Consider the following 17536-nt stretch of genomic DNA (forward strand, 5'->3'; position numbering starts at 1 on the left):
GATGAATCTCTCGCGCCCGTTCATCTCGCGCCCCGTCGCGACCACGCTGCTCGCCGTCGGCATTGCGCTGGCCGGCCTCTTCGCGTTCACGAAGCTGCCGGTCGCGCCCTTGCCGCAGGTGGACTTTCCGACCATCTCCGTGCAGGCCACCTTGCCGGGCGCGAGCCCCGAAACGGTGGCGACCAGCGTGGCGAGCCCGCTGGAGCGGCACCTCGGCTCGATCGCCGACGTCTCGGAGATGACCTCGCAAAGCTCGGTGGGCAGCACGCGCATCACGCTGCAATTCGGCCTGAACCGCGACATCGATGGCGCCGCGCGCGACGTGCAGGCGGCGATCAACGCCGCGCGCGCGGACCTGCCCACGAGCCTGCGGCAGAACCCGACCTACCACAAGGTCAACCCCGCCGACGCGCCGATCCTGATTCTCGCGCTCACCTCGCCCACCTTGAGCGCGGGCCAGCTCTACGACTCGGCGGCCACGGTGCTGCAGCAGTCGCTCTCGCAGGTGGACGGCGTGGGCGAAGTCGACGTGAGCGGCTCGGCCAATCCGGCCGTGCGCGTGGAGCTGGAGCCGCATGCGCTCTTTCACTACGGCATCGGCCTCGAAGACGTGCGCGCCGCGCTCGCCTCGGCCAACGCGAACAGCCCCAAGGGCGATATCGAATTCGGTCCGCAGCGCTTCCAGCTCTACACCAACGACCAGGCGAGCAAGGCGAGCCAGTACAAGGACCTCGTGATCGCCTACCGCAACGGCGCGGGCGTGAAGCTCTCCGACGTGGGCGAAGTGGTCGATTCGGTGGAAGACCTGCGCAACATCGGCCTCGCCAACGGCAAGCGTTCCGTGCTCGTGATCCTCTACCGCCAGCCGGGCGCGAACATCATCGAGACCGTGGACCGCGTCGTCGCCATGCTGCCGCAGCTCAAGGCGTCGCTGCCCGCCGACGTCGAGGTGATCCCGACGTCCGACCGCTCGGTCACGATCCGCTCCTCGCTCAAGGACACTGAGCACACGCTCATCATCGCCGTGGCGCTCGTCGTGATGGTGGTGTTCCTGTTCCTGCGCAACTGGCGCGCGACGCTCATTCCGAGCGTGGCCGTGCCCATCTCGATCATCGGCACCTTTGCGGCGATGTACCTGATGGGCTTCTCGCTCGACAATCTCTCATTGATGGCGCTCACCATCGCGACCGGCTTCGTCGTGGACGACGCCATCGTCGTGCTGGAGAACATCTCGCGGCATATCGAAAACGGCGTGCCGCGCATGAAGGCGGCGCTGCTCGGCGCGCGCGAGGTGGGCTTCACGGTGCTCTCGATCAGCGTCTCGCTCGTCGCCGTGTTCCTGCCGATTCTGCTGATGGGCGGCATCGTCGGGCGCCTGTTCCGCGAGTTCGCGCTCACGCTCTCGCTCGCCATTGCGGTGTCGCTGGCCGTCTCGCTCACGCTCACGCCGATGATGTGCTCGCGCCTGCTCGAAGAGGCGCACGAGAAGAAGGAAGAAGGCCGCTTCGCGCAGTGGCTCGAACGCGGCTTCCAGCGCCTGCAGGGCGGCTACGAGCGCACGCTCGGCTGGGCGCTCGCGCATCCGTTCGTCATCCTGCTCACGCTCATGGCGACGATCGCGCTCAACGTCGCGCTCTACGTGGTCGTGCCCAAGGGCTTCTTCCCGCAGCAGGACACGGGGCGCCTGGTCGGTGGCATCCAGGCCGACCAGTCCACCTCGTTCCAGGCGATGAAGGTGAAGTTCGCCGAGATGATGCGTATCGTGCAGGCGAACCCGGCCGTGGAATCGGTCGCGGGATTCTCAGGCGGGCGCGCGACCAACTCGGGCTTCATGTTCGTCTCGCTCAAGCCCAAGAGCGAGCGCAAGCTTTCCGCCGACGAGGTGATCGCGCAACTGCGCGGGCCGCTCTCGAACGTGGCGGGCGCGCGCACCTTCCTGCAGGCGGTGCAGGACATTCGCGTGGGCGGCCGGCAGTCGAACGCGCAGTACCAGTTCACGCTGCTCGCGGACAACACCGCCGATCTCTACAAGTGGGGGCCGAAGCTCACCGAGGCGCTGCAGGCGCGTCCCGAACTCGCCGACGTGAACTCGGACCAGCAGCAAGGCGGCCTCGAGTCGATGATCAACATCGACCGGCAGAGCGCCGCGCGGCTGAACATCACGCCCTCGCAGATCGACAACACGCTCTACGACGCGTTCGGCCAGCGCCAGGTCTCGACGATCTACAACCCGCTCAACCAGTACCACGTGGTGATGGAAGTCGCGCCGAAGTACTGGCAGAGCCCGACCATGCTCAACGAGATCTGGGTGAGCACCTCGGGCGGCACGGCGAGCGGCGCGCAGAGCACCAACGCGACGGCCGGCACGGTGACGGGCCCCACCACCGCCTCGACGGGCGGCACGGCCGCCACCACGGCGACGAGCGCCGCGGCCATCGCCGCCGATTCGGCGCGCAACCTCGCGACCAACTCGCTCGCCGCGAGCGGCAAGTCGAGCGCGTCGTCGGGCGCGGCGGTGTCCACGTCGAAGGAGACCATGGTGCCGCTCTCGTCGATCGCCTCGTTCGGCCCCGGCACGACGCCGCTTTCGGTGAATCACCAGAGCCAGTTCGTGGCCTCGACGATCTCGTTCAACCTGCCGCCCGGCAAATCGCTCTCCGACGCCACCCAGGCGATCTACGACACGATGGGCGAGATCGGCATGCCCGCGACGATTCACGGCAGCTTCCAGGGCACGGCGCAGGCGTTCCAGCAGTCGCTCGACAACCAGCCGCTGCTGATTCTCGCGGCGCTCGCGGCCGTGTATATCGTGTTGGGCATTCTCTACGAGAGCTACATCCACCCGCTCACGATTCTCTCCACCTTGCCGTCGGCGGGCGTGGGCGCGCTGCTCGCGTTGCTGCTCTTCAAGACGGAGTTCAGCATCATCGCGCTGATCGGCGTGATTCTGCTGATCGGCATCGTGAAGAAGAACGCGATCATGATGGTGGACTTCGCGATCCAGGCGTCGCGTGAGGGGCTGAGTTCGCGCGATGCGATCTACCAGGCCTGCCTGCTGCGCTTCCGGCCGATCATGATGACCACCTGTGCGGCGCTGCTCGGCGCGCTGCCGCTCGCGTTCGGGCGCGGCGAAGGCGCGGAGCTGCGCGCGCCGCTCGGCATTTCGATCGTGGGCGGTCTGATCGTGAGCCAGATGCTTACGCTCTATACGACGCCGGTGGTGTACCTGTACATGGACCGGCTGCGCGTGTGGTGGGATGCGAAGCGCGGGCGCGCGGCGCCCGCAGCGCAGGCGGAGTGAGCGTTCCTGCTGTAGACAACGGCTGAAGCGTGGCTTCAGCCGTTTCTTTATGCGCGTGCCCGTCGGGGCTCGCGCCGGCGCAAATGCGCCGGCAGGCACCGCACGATCAGATGCAGCAACAGCGGCACGATGATGCCGTCGTCCACGACACCGGCGACCGGCATCGCGAGATTGAACGGATCGAGCGCATAGAGCGCGAGCAGCGCCGTGGCGGGCACGAGCCACACGGGACGCCCCGGCTGGCGCAGCGCGTGCCACAGCACGCGCGCATCGCCCTTCACCACATGCCATAGCAACGCGATACGTTTCATCTGCTTCCTCCTTGCGGCTGGCGCGATCGATGCGCTCGCCGACTCAATGCTGTTCGTGGCCCGGTGCGTCCGAGCGCGACGTCCTCACCACGAGTCCATCCGGCGCGAAATGGGCGTTGAACATGCCGTCCCCCGCCACGCCGCCTTCGGCCCAGTGCCAGCTCCACACTTCCTCGTGGCTCAACGCGTATTTTGCTACCGTGGCCGGCTTGCCGAGCAGGCGCCGCACTTCGTCCTGCGGCATGCCCGGCACGACCTGCGCGATATTCTGCGCCGTGAGCGCCTGGGTCATCGCCACGAGCCTGCCGTTCGCGTCGAAGTCGAGCATCCACGTGGTGAGGCCGTTGGGCCCGCGCGGGTATTCGAGGCGCTGCGCGCCGTCGTCGTCCTCCCACACCATTTCGGGCTTGCCCGCCTGCCGGCGTACGTCCTCGACCGTCGACACGCCAATGCGCAGGCCGCCGAACGCCATCGAATCGGGCTTGATCGCGTTGACGGCGTCGGCGACCTTTTGCTGGTCGCACGCCGCGAGCAGCGTGGCGCAGACGGCGATCAGGGCCGCCGCGATCCAGGGTTTTCGTGACATATCGAGTGTGCGTTGCCGGCCTGGAGTGCCGGGAACTTGTTGGGACAGCGGCGCGGCCGGAACGTTCGACGCGGTTGCGACGCTCAGAGTTTCTGCGCGATCGCCAGCGTGAAAATGCGCGCCCAGCGCTTCGCTTCGCGCTCGCTTTGCATCGGCAGTTGCCAGAGCGGGTGCTTCGGATCGGCCACACGCAGCGCCACGTGCCAGCCGTTGGCATCGCGCGCCGGCTGCGCGCCTTGCAGGTCGGCGAAGATATACGCGCCATGCGCGCCGCCCTGCGTCAGCTCGCAAAAGCGCTTGCCCGCCGCGAGACGGGCCTCGCCCCAGGCGCCGGCTACGCGGTGCGTCCAGTCGCCTTCGCCGCGCACGTTGGGCGCCACGTCGCGCATCCGGCGCCACCACCAGGCGATGAGCGCGACGAACAACGCCGCGGCCAGCACGGCCGCGCCCACGGCAACGCCCGTGCCGAACTGCGTCGCGATGGCGTTGAAGGACCAGTACGCGCCGTAGACGAGCGCGGCGAAGGCTAAAAGAACAACGACGATCGGCATGCGAGGAATCCGTGCGGCGGGAGAGAAAGGCCAGGGCGAAACGCGGAGGGATGTCTGGGATAGATCGCGACAAGGCCCGCGCGCATGGCGGGCCTCGTTCGACTACGGTTTGCGATGACTCGCGATCACTACTGCTGCGGATGCTGCGCGGCCCATTCCTTCAGGGCGCGCAACGTGTTCGTCACGTGCTGGTCCGGCGACAGGCTCGTGTATTCGTAGATGATCTTGCCGTCCGGCGCGATCACATACGAGACGCGATTGGCCATCGACTCGTGCATCGGCATCGACGCGTCGTACGACTTGATGATCTTCGAGTCTTCGTCGGCGGCCACCGGGAACTTGCTGCGGCACTCGCTCACCGAGAACTTCGTGAGCGTGTCGATGTTGTCGTGCGAAACGCCGATCACGGTCGCGCCGTACTGCTTGTACTGATCGACCGCTTCAGCGAATTCGTGCGCCTCGATCGTGCAACCCTTCGTGAACGCGGCCGGGTAGAAGTACACCACCACCGGCCCTTTCTTCAGCTCCGAAGCGAGCGAATAGGTGTAGGTCTTGCCACCCAGCGATGCCTGGGTCGTGAAGTCGGGTGCGGCATCGCCCGGCTTCAGTGTCGCCTGTGCAGACAGCGTAAAGAGCGCAAGCCCGGCGCAGACGAGCGCCGCGGCTCCCGCCGCAAAGAACCTCGGTTTCATGTCAAATGCCCTCGAGTTGAATCGCCACGCCGGCGCGCGTTTTGCCCGCGGGTCTTGCCCATCATGCAAATGAGACGCATGACGCTGCGGCGATACCAATATTGGATCACACAATTGCGGCACCCGCAGCGCGCCCCCCCGGCGCCAACCTTACGATCTGGTTTCAACCCTCGGCATACGCCGTGAACCACGCGCCGGCCCACAGGTTCAACTCGCCGAGCAGCGGCGGCGTGAGCGCGTTGAACATGCCGCCCGCCTCGCGCGCGAGACGCTGCGCGCCGTCGTGATCGCCGCGCTCGGCCGCGGTCGCGATGCGCAGCAGCGTGCCGAGCTCGCCGCGATGACCGTCGACGGCCTCGACGATCTCGCGCGCAAGGCCGAGACGATCGAGCGTGTTCTCAGGCGTCGAACCCACCAGCACGTGCACGAGGGAGAAGATGCCGGTCATGAAGGCGGCATCGGCGAAATCGGGGTCCTGCGGGCTCAGGCTGCGTGCGGCAAGCTCCATGAAGTGCGAGCGCGTGCCCGCGAGCTGCACGAGCGGGTCCGAGCCCCAGGGCAGGTCGCGTCCGCTCGCGTAAAGCAGCAGTTGCGCCCAGCGCGCGATCTGGCGCGTGCCCGCCGCGAGCACCGCTTCGCGCAGCGACGAAATCGGCCGCCCCGGCGAGTACGCGCTCGAATTGACGAGGCGCAGCAGTTGCACCACTACGCCCGGGTGACTGCGCAGTTCGCGCTCGAGTTCGGCCGTGCCGACGTCGTTGGCCACCAGCGCGAGCAGGCGTACGAGCGCGAGGCGCGAAGCGCGCACGCGCGGCGCGCGCAGCACCTGCGGGCGCGCGAAGAAGTAGCCCTGAAACAGCTCGAAGCCGAGCGACGAGGCCAGTTCGAAGTCCTCGCCCGTCTCGACCTTCTCGGCGATCAGCGTCTTGCCGTGCGCGGCGAGGCTCGCGACGAGGCCAGGCAGCGCCGCGCGCTCGGTCTGCAGCAGGTCGACCTTGATGATGTCCGCGTACGGCAAGGCGCGCAGCAGGTTCTCCGTGATCTCGCACACGTCGTCGAAGGCAATGCGGTAGCCGGCGCGGCGCAGTTGCGCGAGACGCTCCAGCACCGCGGCGTCGAAGCGCACGTGTTCGAGCACCTCCAGCACGAAGCGGCCCGGCGGCAGCAGATGCACGATGTCGTCGAACAGCAGCTCGCGGCTGATGTTGACGTAGCCGTAGTGACGGCCGAGCACCGCGGGCACGCCGAGCTGGCCGATCGTGCGCGTCATCACCTGGGCCGTGGCGAGCGCGTCGTCGTCGACGTCCGCGCGGTTCTGCGCGCCGCCGCGGAACAGCAGCTCATAGGCGTTGAGCGCGCCATTGCGATCGAGAATAGGCTGCCGCCCGAGATAGACGAACGGCTGCGGACCGGTTGATGACCCGGGAGCAAGGCCGGGTTGTGAAGCTGACGGCATAGAAGGCGCGGAACCAGGGGTGCCCCTGCCCGCATCGTCTCGCGCAGCCTCGCTTGCCGGCGCGGCAAACGCTGACGATGAATCGGACATGGCGGATGACTCGTACGGATGGAATGGCCGGTAATGGCCGCCGACGCGCCGGGCCGCCCCTGCGGCCCGCAAGACGGGCGCTTCACGCGCGCCGACCCATCGCGCATGGCGAACGGCGTCTCGACCGGCGCCACTTTAACCGAATCTGGACGCCACCGCACCGATCTCCCGTCACGTTTATGCGTGAGGTGTTTTTTCGGCCGCCGCGGCTAAAGATTTCTCGTCCGGGGTCGATAACCTGCTCTGATGGGCGGCTTCAGCCGGATATGGAAACCGGCCGGGACGCCACAGACAAACAAAGGGTTGCCAGCGACAGACATGGAAGCGAACAGGATCTCCGCGCCCCGCCAGGGCTGGTTGCGCACGGTCGTCGACCGGTTTTACGCGCTTGCCGGCCTCAAGGGCATCGCCGGCGACCCGCCCATGCCTGGCGACGTGAACGCCTCTCATGCCGCCCAAGCACTGGGTGCAGCGCAAGCGGCCGAAGCCGCCGTCGACCAGGGCGCCGCGCCGCTCGTGCCCCTCTCAACTCCCGCAGCCGGACCCGACTACGCCGACGCCGTTTCGCTCTCGTTCGAGAACACAGCCGCGGCGGTGGACTTCCTCGTCCACGTGGACGCGAGGCTGCACTTTCTTTACGTCTCCGACGCGAGCCTGCGCTTCGCGGGGTATCACCGTGAGTTCCTGCTCGGCGCGACGCTCGCCGACATCGTCACGCCCGAGCATCACGAGCGCCTCGAGGCGCTGATCGCGCGCGCCGCGCACAGCGGCGCCGTGGAAAAAGACACGGTCGACCTCGTCAAGGCCCTCACCTACCCGCTTCCCGTGGAGCTGCGCGTGCAGCGCGCACAGTATGGCGAGACGGCCGGCTTCGCCGTGGCGGGCTTCGACGTCTCCGGCTGGCAAGGCACCGAGGCCGCGCTCACCCACGCGCTCCATCACGACCCGCTCACCGGCCTGCCCAACCAGACCGCGCTTGCGCCCGCGCTGCAGCGTGCCCAGGCCGACGCGGACCATTTCGGCGTGCCGGTGGCGCTGCTGCTGCTCGACCTCGACGATTATCAGCGCGTGAACCGCGCGCTCGGCTATGACGCCGGCGACGAGCTGCTGCGCGAAACCGCGCGGCGCCTCACCCACCTCGCGCTGCAGGGCGAAATGATCGCGCGCATCGGCAGCGACGAGTTCGCCATCCTGATCACGCCGCAACGCCACGCCGCGCCCGACGAAGTGCGCGCGGCCGCCGAAGCGCTCGGCCGCCGCCTGCTCACCTCCATCCTGCAGCCGTACTCGTTTCGCAACCAGCCCGTGCACCTTTCTGCGAGCATCGGCATTGCGTTCCATCCGGACCAGCGCCCGGATGCCTCCGGCCTGAGCGACGCCGATGCCGGCGCCGACACCACGCCGCTCATCCGCCGCGCGGACCAGGCGCTGCAGCAGGCCAAGGCGATCGGCGGCAACACGCTGACATTGCACGTGCCCGTCGACGATCCCACCGACGCCATGCGCCTGAAGCTGGAGTCGGACCTCTACGACGGTGTGCGCAACGGCGAATTCTCGCTACACTTCCAGCCCATCACGAGCAGCGCGTCGCGCGGCGTGGTCGGCGTGGAGGCATTGATCCGCTGGCAACATCCATTGCACGGTCTCGTGCCGCCTTCAACATTTATTCCGCTTGCGGAATCCGTCGGCCTGATTAATTATCTCGGCAACTGGGTTTTGAAGGCTGCCTGTATGCAACTGACCCAATGGGACGAGCAAGGCATCGAGCTGCAGTACGTGGCGGTCAATGTCTCGCCCCAGCAGTTCCGCAATCCGCGGTTCAGGGAAAGTGTCGAGGAGGCGATCGAGCTCACCGGAGTCGATCCGTGCCGGCTCGTGTTCGAGATCACCGAAAGCCTGCTCATGCACGATCCGCAGCATGCGAAAACGCTGCTCGAAGAGCTCACGTCGCTTGGCATTCGCTTCGCGGTGGACGACTTCGGCACCGGGTATTCGAGTCTCGCGTACCTGCAGCGCTTCCCGCTCTCGAAGCTGAAGATCGATCGAAGCTTCGTCGAGAACCTCATCACTTCGCGCAACGATCAGGCGATCGTCAACGCGGTGGTGGGGCTCGCGCGTACGCTCGATCTCGAGCTCGTGGCCGAGGGCGTGGAGACGGAGGCGCAGCGCGAGCTGCTGACGAACATGGGTTGCGAGCACATCCAGGGATGGCTCGTCTGCAAGGCGCTGCCTTCAGAAGAATTGCAGCAGCGCTTCGTTTCGGGTGCGTTGCACGTGCACGAGGTGCAATGATGCGGGCATCGCAAACAGCAGGGCTTTCGCGAAATTGACATGGTTCAGATGGTAAAGGCCGTCCTGCTAGACCGCTTGTGGGCCCGCATGAATGAACGCGGGGACTTCCCCTTGCTGTCGCAATCGCTGCGCACCACGGTCGCGGCGATGACCAACGATGACTACGATTTCAGCGCGCTCGTGAAGGTCGTGCTCTCGGATTTCGCGCTCACGCAGAAGGTGCTGCGTCTCGCCAATTCGGCCATGTACATGGCGTTCGGCGGCAATATCACGACCGTCACGCGCGCGCTGATGGTTCTCGGCATGGACGCGGTCGGCCATCTCGTCGTCGGCCTGAAGATCGTCGATCACTTTCACCACAGCGCGCCGCGCCGCATCGACGCCAAGCTCGAACTGAACCGCACCATGCTCTCGGGCTGCGTCGCACGCAAGCTCACCGAGCACGGCGACCTGCGCGCGGGCGAAGAGGCCGTGGTCTGCACGCTGATGCGCCAGGTGGGCAAGCTGCTCGTGGTGTTCTATCTCGAACCCGAGTGGGACCAGATCCGCCGCGAGATCGATGCAGGCTCGAGCGACGACGAAGCCTGCCTCGAAGTGCTCGGCGTGACCTTCGAAGAACTCGGCCTCGAAGCCGCCACGCGCTGGCGCCTGCCCGACACGATCCGTGCGGGCATGCGCCAGTACGACCCGGCCGACAAGGAACCGCGCGACGTGCAGTGGCTGCGCGCCATCACCAACTATTCGACCGAAGTCGCGCGCGTGCTGACCACCCAGGGCCTCTCCGAAGAGATGCGCGAGACGCATATCGCCGAGCTTGCGCAGCACTACGGCCGCGCGCTCTCGACCGATGCCGATGTGCTCGTGCAGATGAGCCTCGCGCTCGCGCGCGAGGAAGCCGAAGACGGCGTGATGCGGGAGATCGTCGAATTGCGCGCCAACGCCGACGCCATCGCCCGCGAAGCGCTCGATCCCGAGGCGCGCATTGCGGCCGGCGTCGAGGACCTGCGCGCATTGCCGGCCGACAGCGCGCTGAGCACCGCCCTCACGCTCGCAACCGAAACCGTGCTCGCGGGCCTCGGTTTCGCACGCAGCGTGGTGTTCGTGCGACGCGGCGCGAACATGTTCGAGGCGCAGCACGGCTTCGGCCCCCACATGGGCGACGTGCTGCCCAAGCTCGCGTTCTCCGCCGCGTTCCAGCCCGACGTGTTTCACCTTGCCATCGCGAACAAGGTCGGCATCTTCATCGAGAATGCACGCGACGCGAAGATTCTCGCGCGCCTGCCCGGCTGGTATCGCTCGAGCTTTGAAGACGCGCGCGCATTCGTCCTGCTGCCCGTGGGCGCGCCTGGCGTCGAACCCGTTGCGCTGATGTACGGCGACTGGCTCGTGAACCAGGAGCCGCGCCGCATTTCACAGAAAGAGATGAGCGCGTTGAACGACCTCGCCCAGCAGCTCGCGCGCTTCTTCACGCACGTTCCGCAGACCGCCTGAGTCCTGCCTGTCCCGACTGAATCTTGACTGAGCGCGGCGCCGCATCGCTTCGCGGCACCGCCCCGCCCGCTCAATCCTCGATCCGTTCCAGCCCTTCGTCTTCCGCGTCGCGGCCCGACGTGCCCGCCCATTCCGCGGCCGTGAGCGTGATCGCCGCGACCGTCGCGGCGTCGAGCGGCTCGAGTTCGGCGCACAGCGCATCCACGCGGGCCCAGTCCGCACGCTCGAGCGCCTCGGAAAGTTCGAGCAGCCGCCCGAGCGCGCCCTCGCGCTTCACGATCGCCGTGCGGATCGGCTTGGCCAGCGTGAGCACTTCGAGCGTGCTTTCGAGCGGACCGCCGAACACCGCCTCGACGAACGAGAACACGCCCACGAGGAACGCCGCGTCTTCCTCTTCGAGGTGTGCCTTGGCAAGCTGCGTCACCGCGATTTCCATGAAGCGCGCGCGCGTGGCCACGAGTTGCAGCAGCGGGTCGTCTTCGGCGGCGATCTTGCGGCCGTCGGCGTAGAGCAGCAACTGCGTCCAGCGCGCGATCGCGTTGGTGCCGGTCGCATTGATCGCCTCGCGCAGCGTCGTCACCTTGCGGCCGATGTTCATGCTGCCCGAGTTGGCGAGCCGCATCAGATGCATCACGAGCACGGGGTTGAGCTTCAGTTCCGCTTCGAGCTGCGCGACGGTGGGTTCGGCCGCAAGCAGATGCAGCAGGTTCAGCAGCGCCTGGCGCGGCGCGCTGGAGCGGCGCGCGCCGCCGTGCGGTTTCGCGAAGAAGTAGCCCTGGAAGCGGTCGAAGCCGAGTGCGTGCGTGCGCTGATAGTCTTCCTGGGTCTCGACGCCGATGGCCACGAGAAGCTTGCCCGCCGCCTTCATCACGCTCGCGAACTTCGGCAGCACCTCGGGCGCGATCTCGCGGATATCGATCTTGATGGCGTCCACATATGGCAGCAGTTTCGCGAGCGACTCATCCGCCTTCGACACGTGGTCGAGCGCGAAGCGGTAGCGGCGGCGGTGCAGCTCGACGAGCCGCGCGATCAGGTCCGCGTCCGCGCCGATGTCCACGGGCAACTCGAGCATGACGCGCTCGGGGCTCACGCGCAGCAGGCCGTCGTGGAAAAGCGCATCGCGCGTCATGTCGAGCCAGGCGGGATGGCCCGCGAGCGAGGCGCGCAAGCCGGGCGCGGCGAAGCTTTTGAGGAGCGCGGTGCTCGTGGCGGAAGGCTTGGGCGTCAGGCCCGAGGCCTGGTCTTTGGCGGCCGCTTCGGCCTCTTGTTCGATTTCGGCGCTTTCGCGCCGGTCCACGAGGCGCGGCGACGTCTCGAATGCGCAGAGGAGGCCCTCCCGGTCGAGCATCGGCTGGCGCGCGAAATACACGTCGATGGGCGGGCCGGCAAGTTCCGGCGACTGCGTGCTGCCCGCGACTCCTGACATCTGCGGCCGGTCTGCGGCGTTGAAGCTCATGGGGTCCCCCCGCGCGGCGCCGCGCGCATGGCGGCGCTTTGGTCTTGTTTCCTGGCATGCCGCAACCGTTTGCGCTTCGCACACATTGCGCGGCGGACGCGGCACTTTCTTGTGTCGATTTTATCCTGGCAAGTAAGGCGCGGAAATGAAGTTCTGCGCGATCCGCGGGATTTTTTTGTAGTTTTTGCAGTGCCGCACGCGTCACCGGCGCTGCGTTGCCGCTCGACGCAAGAACGATTTGATACGCAATCCGAAGTAAAGGCGCAAAAAAACCGGCCGGCTGGATTTCGTCCAGCCGGCCGGTCTATCGATCTATCGATGCGGGCCGATTACTTCAGCACGACCTTCACGTCGAAATACTTCGCCGCGATGCGGTCGAGCGTGCCGTCCGCCTTCAGGTCCTTGAGCGCGCCGTTCAAGGCGGTCTTGAGCGCCGCATCGTTCTTGCGCACGCCGTAGCCCACGCCCTCGCCGAGCAGTTTGACATCCACGACCTGCGGGCCCGCGAACGCGAAGGCCGCGCCCTGCGGCTTGTTCAGGAAGCCCTTGGAGGCAGCTTCGGCGTCGAGAAACGAGGCGTCGAGGCGGCCCGAGACGAGGTCCGCGTAGATCTGGTCCTGCGTCGGGTACGGCACGACGTCGACGCCCGCCGGCGCCCACTTCGCTTTCGCGTAGGTTTCCTGGATCGTGCCCTGGAGCACGCCCACGTGCTTGCCCTTGAGCGACTCGGGCGTGGGCTGCAGCGTGCTGCCCTTCTTCGCGATCATCTGGTTCGGAATCGCGTAGATCGGGTCGGTGAAGTCGATGGCCTGGCGGCGCTGGTCCGTGATCGACATGTCGGAATTGATCGCGGCGAACTTGCGCGCCTGCAGCGCCGGGATCAGGCCGTCGAACGAGTTTTCCACCCACACGCACTTTGCCTTGAGCTTCGCGCAGACGGCATTGCCCACGTCGATATCGAAGCCCTGCAGTTCGCCTGCGGGCGACTTCGATTCGAACGGCGCGTACGACGCCTCCACGCCAAAGCGGATTTCCTTGATATCGGCGGCGTGTGCGGCCCCTGCCGCGCCTGCCGTCATGGCGGCCGCGCAGAATGCGAGCGTTGCCAGCTTGTTCCAGTTCGTCTTCATCAGTGTCTCTTTCCAGTCAGATTGGGTGCGCCGGCGAAACCCGTTCTTGCCGTTTCATGGTTCGATTCGCGGCTAAAAAACGGCTTCCCGGCGCCGGCACAGGATCGCTGCGCCAACCACACGGCTCAATCGCGCGCACCGTGTGTGGTGCGCCGCAACAACCGCGAGGGCGCGATTGTACCGCGACAGTGCCGGCGCCCTGCCGCGCGGGCCGCAAGCGGCGCAATGCGCGCCCACGCTCGACGGCGCGAGCACGCAGTGCGTTCGAACATGCAAGTGGGTGTCGTGGATGCGCAAGCGCGTGACAGCGCGTGCGCTAGCGGTGAGCGCTCAGGCGAGCGCGGCGAGCGTCTCGCGCGTCGTATCGACGACGAGCAGGCCCGCGCGCAAGCCCGGCTTCACGCCCGGATTCGGAAACACGATGCGCTCCTCGTCGTGCTGCACCACGTAGCGGTAGGCACCGTCTTCCGCCAGCACCTCGCCGCGCGGGAACGGCGTGAAGTTGGGCACGTCGGCGGCCACGTTGAGCTTGAGCGCCGCGCTCTGCTTCGTGATCTGGCCGATCACCGTGAAAATGCGCGGCATCTGCGCGCCTTTCGGCAAGGCCATTTCCCCCGCCACGAGACGGCGCACGGCGGCATCGGCGCCCGCGAAGCGAGCGAGATCGTTCTGGCCGAACGGACGCACCTTGCCGAGTTCGAGCGTGCAGGCAAGCGCCCCGCACGTTTCGGCCGTAAACGACGACAAGGTCGCGCCCTTCTCGGTGTGGATCAGTACGGCCGCGATGCGCGCGTCGGCGAGCCATTCGAGCATCGCGCGCGCGGGCGGCTCGCCCGTATGCGGCAACAGCGCGAACTGCTCGAATGCCGAAGCGCGGATCGCCGTATGCATGTCGAGGTGCCAGCGCGCGAATGGCGCATCGGCAGAACTCGCGGCCTTCGCGAAGAAACGCTGCGCCGCCGTTTCGAGCGCCACGGCGCGCGGCGCCTCGCGGCTCGCCGGCACACGCGCATGGCGCCCGCCGAACAGGCGGTTGAGATCGTCGTCGAGATAACGCTCGCCCGCGCGCATTGCGCCTGCATTGCCGAGCACTGCGAGCACGCGGCAGGCGAGCGGCGCGCCGCCCGCCGCGATGTCGGCCACGAGTTGCGAGAGCAACTCGATCGGCGCCGTCTCGTCGCCGTGCACGCCTGCCGAAAGCAGCACGCTGCGCGTCGTTTCGTCGATGTGTGCCGGTTCCAGCTCCAGCACGCCCTCGTCGAGCCATTGCCAGCGCACGCCGCCCGCGCATTCGCCACGCGCCGCTTCGGGCGTGGCCGGACGTGCGCCCGAAAGCGTGTACGCGAGAAAGTCCGCGAGTGGGGTATCAGCGCTGGAAGTCATAGAGCGATCCGAGGCCGAGAATCTGCGTGAGTTCGTCGAGCGCCGTGCGCGACTCGACAAGCAGCGCCGGATCGGTCAGGTCCTGCGGCGCGAGCCGGTCGCGATAGTGCCGCTCGATCCAGCCGTCGAGGCGCGTGAAGAGCGCGTCGTTCATCCACACGCCGGGGGCCGTCGCCGCGCGCTCCTCCGCGCTGAGCACCACGCGCAGACGCAGGCACGCCGGGCCGCCGCCGTTCTTCATGCTCTCGCGCAGGTCGAACACGAGCACTTCGTCGACCGGCCCGCTGCTCGCGACCAGTTCGTCGAGGTAGATCGCCACGTGCGGATTCTCGCGGCACTCCTGCGGCACGACGAGAATCTGCGCGCCGTCCGCGCGGCTCAGCAACTGGCTGTTGAAGAGATAGGACGACACCGCGTCGGCCACGCTCACGCGCGCTTCGGGCACTTCGATCACGTGGAACGGCGCGTCGTACGCCGCGAGCTTCGTGCGCAAGTCGTCGTAGACCGCCTTCTGGTCGACGAACGCGCGCTCGTGGCAAAACAGCGTGCTGCGGTTGCCCACGGCGATCACGTCGTTATGGAACACGCCGGCGTCGATCACGTCCGGATTCTGCTGCGCGAACACGGTGCCCGCATCGGTCAGGCCGTGGCGCTGCGCGATGGCGCGGCTCGCCTCGAACGTCTGCCGCGCCGGGAAGCGTTTGGGCTCCGGTCCACGACGGTATTCGCTGCGCCCGTACACGAAGAACTCCACGCCGCGCTCGCCGTACTGCGCGCTGAAGCGCGTATGGTTGGCCGCGCCTTCGTCGCCGAGCGCGGGCGTGCCGGGCAGCGCCTCGTGCACGACGAAGTGCGACGGGTCCGCGAACACCGTGGAAAGCGTGCGGCGCGTGGCCTCATGCTCGATCGCGCGATGCAGCTTGCTGCACAGGTTCGCGGGTGTGAAGTGCACGCGCCGGTTCGGCGTATCCGCCGAAGGGCTCACCGTCGCCGCATTCGCGGTCCACATGGCCGACGCGGAGCTTGCCGCAGCGAGCAGTTCGGGCGCGTCCTTCGCGGCGCGCGCAATCGCTTCGGCATCCTTACCGCCGAAGCCCAGCTCGCGCAGCAACCGCATGGACGGCCGCTCCTGCGGCGGCAGCACACCTTGCGCGAAGCCGAGGTCGGCGAGCCGCTTCATCTTGCGCAAGCCCTGCTGCGCCGCGGCGCGCGGGTTCGCGACGGACTTCTCGTTGCTCTGCGAGGCGACGTTGCCGAACGACAGCCCGGCGTAGTTGTGCGTGGGGCCGACGAGTCCGTCGAAGTTGGCTTCAAGGGTTTGCATCGTCGTTCCTTAGAAGTGAAGACCCGGCGATACGCTCGCGGGCATCTGCAGTTGCGCGCTCTCCACCGAGGCCATCGGGTAGGCGCAGTAGTCGGCGGCGTAGTACGCGCTCGGCCGGTGGTTGCCCGAGCGGCCCGCGCCGCCGAACGGCGCGCCGCTCGACGCGCCGTTGGTCGGGCGGTTCCAGTTCACCACGCCCGCGCGGATCTCGCGCGTGAAGCGCTGCCACAGCGCTTCGTCGTCGGCGAGCAGGCCCGCCGAGAGGCCGTACGCCGTATTGTTGGCCTGCGCGATGGCGTCGTCGAAACCCGCGTAGCGGATCACCTGGGCGAGCGGCCCGAAGTGCTCTTCATCGGGCAGGTCGGCCACGCCCGTCACGTCGAGAATCGCCGGCGTCACGAAGCCGAGCGCCGGGTCGCGCTGTGTCATCGGCAGCAAGGCGCGTGCGCCGCGCTCGAGCAATTGCGCCTGCGCACCCATCAGCTTGCCCGCCGCGCGCGCCGAAATCACGGCGCCCATGAAGGGCTGCGGCTCGGCGTCGTACTCGCCCACCGTGATGCGCGAACTCACTTCGACGAAGCGCGCAAGGAACTGCTCGCCGAATGCGTCTGCGGGCACGAGAATGCGGCGCGCGCACGTGCAGCGCTGCCCCGCCGAAAGAAACGCCGACTGGATCGTGTGATGCACGGCGGCATCGATATCCTCGACCGGCGCGACGACGAGCGGATTGTTGCCGCCCATCTCCAGCGCGAGCACGATCTCGGGCCGGCCGCCGAACTGGCGATGCAGCAGCGTGCCCGTGTCCGAGCTGCCCGTGAAGAAGAGCCCGTCGATCTGTTTGTGATTCGCAAGCGCAATGCCTGTGTCGCGCTCGCCCTGCACGAGGTTGAGCACGCCCGCGGGCAAGCCGGCTTCGCGCCAGAGTTCGACCGTGACGCGCGCCACTTCCGGAGCGAGCTCCGAAGGCTTGAACACGACCGCGTTGCCCGCGATCAGCGCCGGCACAATATGGCCGTTGGGCAAATGGCCCGGAAAGTTGTACGGACCGAACACGGCGACGACGCCATGCGGGCGATGGCGCAGCACCGCCACGCCGTCGGCCATCGGCGCACGCTTCTCGCCGGTGCGCTCGCCGTAAGCGGTGATCGAAATCGCGACCTTCGCGGCCATCGACGCCGCTTCGGTGCGCGCTTCCCAGAGCGGCTTGCCGGTCTCGCGGCCAATCGCCTGGGCGAGCGTTTCCTTCTTTTCGGTAACGAGCGCGGCGAAGCGCTGCACGATCTCGCAGCGCGCTTCGAGCGGCGTTTGCGCCCACGCGGCGAACGCGCGGCGCGCGGCGTTCACGGCGCGCTCGACCTCTTCGGCGCTCGCGGCGTTGCCGCTCCACACGGTCTCGCCCGTGCCGGGGTTGCGCGAAGCGAACGCGGGGCCCGAGGCCGCGCACCATTGCCCATCGATGTAAAGCTCGTTCAT

At 67.5% G+C, this 17536-nt stretch carries 13 protein-coding genes; 3 read left to right on the plus strand and 10 right to left on the minus strand.

Features of this window, described 5'->3' with window-relative positions; translation table 11 throughout:
* Position 1 precedes the first annotated feature (1 nt).
* Positions 2-3301, plus strand: a complete 3300-nt coding sequence (locus tag AB4Y40_RS03605) for an efflux RND transporter permease subunit (RefSeq protein WP_368686467.1) — start codon at positions 2-4, stop codon at positions 3299-3301.
* Between the two features lie 47 nt (positions 3302-3348).
* On the opposite strand, the gene AB4Y40_RS03610 is transcribed toward AB4Y40_RS03605, so the two are convergent.
* The 5 genes from AB4Y40_RS03610 to AB4Y40_RS03630 form a co-directional block, all read right to left on the minus strand.
* The gene (locus AB4Y40_RS03610) at positions 3349-3612 is read right to left on the minus strand and encodes a hypothetical protein (RefSeq protein WP_368686468.1); all 264 of its coding nucleotides are present in this window, start codon (positions 3610-3612) and stop codon (positions 3349-3351) included.
* 43 nt (positions 3613-3655) lie between these two features.
* On the minus strand, positions 3656-4198 hold the full coding sequence (locus AB4Y40_RS03615) for a hypothetical protein (protein ID WP_368686469.1): 543 nt from the start codon (positions 4196-4198) through the stop codon (positions 3656-3658).
* Between the two features lie 83 nt (positions 4199-4281).
* Positions 4282-4749, minus strand: a complete 468-nt coding sequence (locus AB4Y40_RS03620) for a hypothetical protein (protein ID WP_368686470.1) — start codon at positions 4747-4749, stop codon at positions 4282-4284.
* A gap of 128 nt (positions 4750-4877) precedes the next feature.
* Positions 4878-5441: a peroxiredoxin gene (locus AB4Y40_RS03625; protein ID WP_368686471.1), complete on the minus strand. Its 564-nt coding sequence runs from the start codon at positions 5439-5441 to the stop codon at positions 4878-4880.
* A gap of 163 nt (positions 5442-5604) precedes the next feature.
* Positions 5605-6897 (minus strand): EAL and HDOD domain-containing protein, encoded by a 1293-nt coding sequence (locus AB4Y40_RS03630; RefSeq protein WP_368686472.1) that lies wholly within the window; start codon positions 6895-6897, stop codon positions 5605-5607.
* A gap of 408 nt (positions 6898-7305) precedes the next feature.
* Here AB4Y40_RS03630 and AB4Y40_RS03635 point away from each other — a divergent pair, with 408 nt between their 5' ends.
* A complete protein-coding gene (locus AB4Y40_RS03635) occupies positions 7306-9279 on the plus strand; it encodes a putative bifunctional diguanylate cyclase/phosphodiesterase (protein WP_368686473.1) in 1974 nt (657 codons plus the stop codon).
* A 48-nt stretch (positions 9280-9327) separates the two neighbouring features.
* On the plus strand, positions 9328-10770 hold the full coding sequence (locus AB4Y40_RS03640; RefSeq protein ID WP_368686713.1) for an HDOD domain-containing protein: 1443 nt from the start codon (positions 9328-9330) through the stop codon (positions 10768-10770).
* A gap of 70 nt (positions 10771-10840) precedes the next feature.
* Here the strand turns inward: AB4Y40_RS03640 and AB4Y40_RS03645 are convergent, their stop codons facing one another.
* From AB4Y40_RS03645 to astD, 5 genes are all read right to left on the minus strand, one after another.
* A complete protein-coding gene (locus tag AB4Y40_RS03645) occupies positions 10841-12226 on the minus strand; it encodes an EAL and HDOD domain-containing protein (RefSeq protein ID WP_368686474.1) in 1386 nt (461 codons plus the stop codon).
* Positions 12227-12555: 329 nt separating this feature from the next.
* Positions 12556-13356, minus strand: a complete 801-nt coding sequence (locus AB4Y40_RS03650; RefSeq protein WP_368686475.1) for an ABC transporter substrate-binding protein — start codon at positions 13354-13356, stop codon at positions 12556-12558.
* 330 nt (positions 13357-13686) lie between these two features.
* Positions 13687-14739, minus strand: coding sequence for a succinylglutamate desuccinylase (astE, locus tag AB4Y40_RS03655; RefSeq protein ID WP_368686476.1), 1053 nt, complete (start codon positions 14737-14739; stop codon positions 13687-13689).
* Entirely contained in the window at positions 14723-16063 is a 1341-nt protein-coding gene (gene astB, locus AB4Y40_RS03660) for an N-succinylarginine dihydrolase (protein WP_368686477.1), read from the minus strand. Before astB ends, astE begins: the two co-directional genes overlap by 17 nt.
* 9 nt (positions 16064-16072) lie before the next feature.
* Positions 16073-17536, minus strand: a complete 1464-nt coding sequence (gene astD / locus AB4Y40_RS03665; RefSeq protein WP_368686478.1) for a succinylglutamate-semialdehyde dehydrogenase — start codon at positions 17534-17536, stop codon at positions 16073-16075.

It is taken from the genome of Paraburkholderia sp. EG287B, assembly GCF_040965595.1.
In the GTDB taxonomy this organism is placed as follows: Bacteria; Pseudomonadota; Gammaproteobacteria; order Burkholderiales; family Burkholderiaceae; genus Paraburkholderia.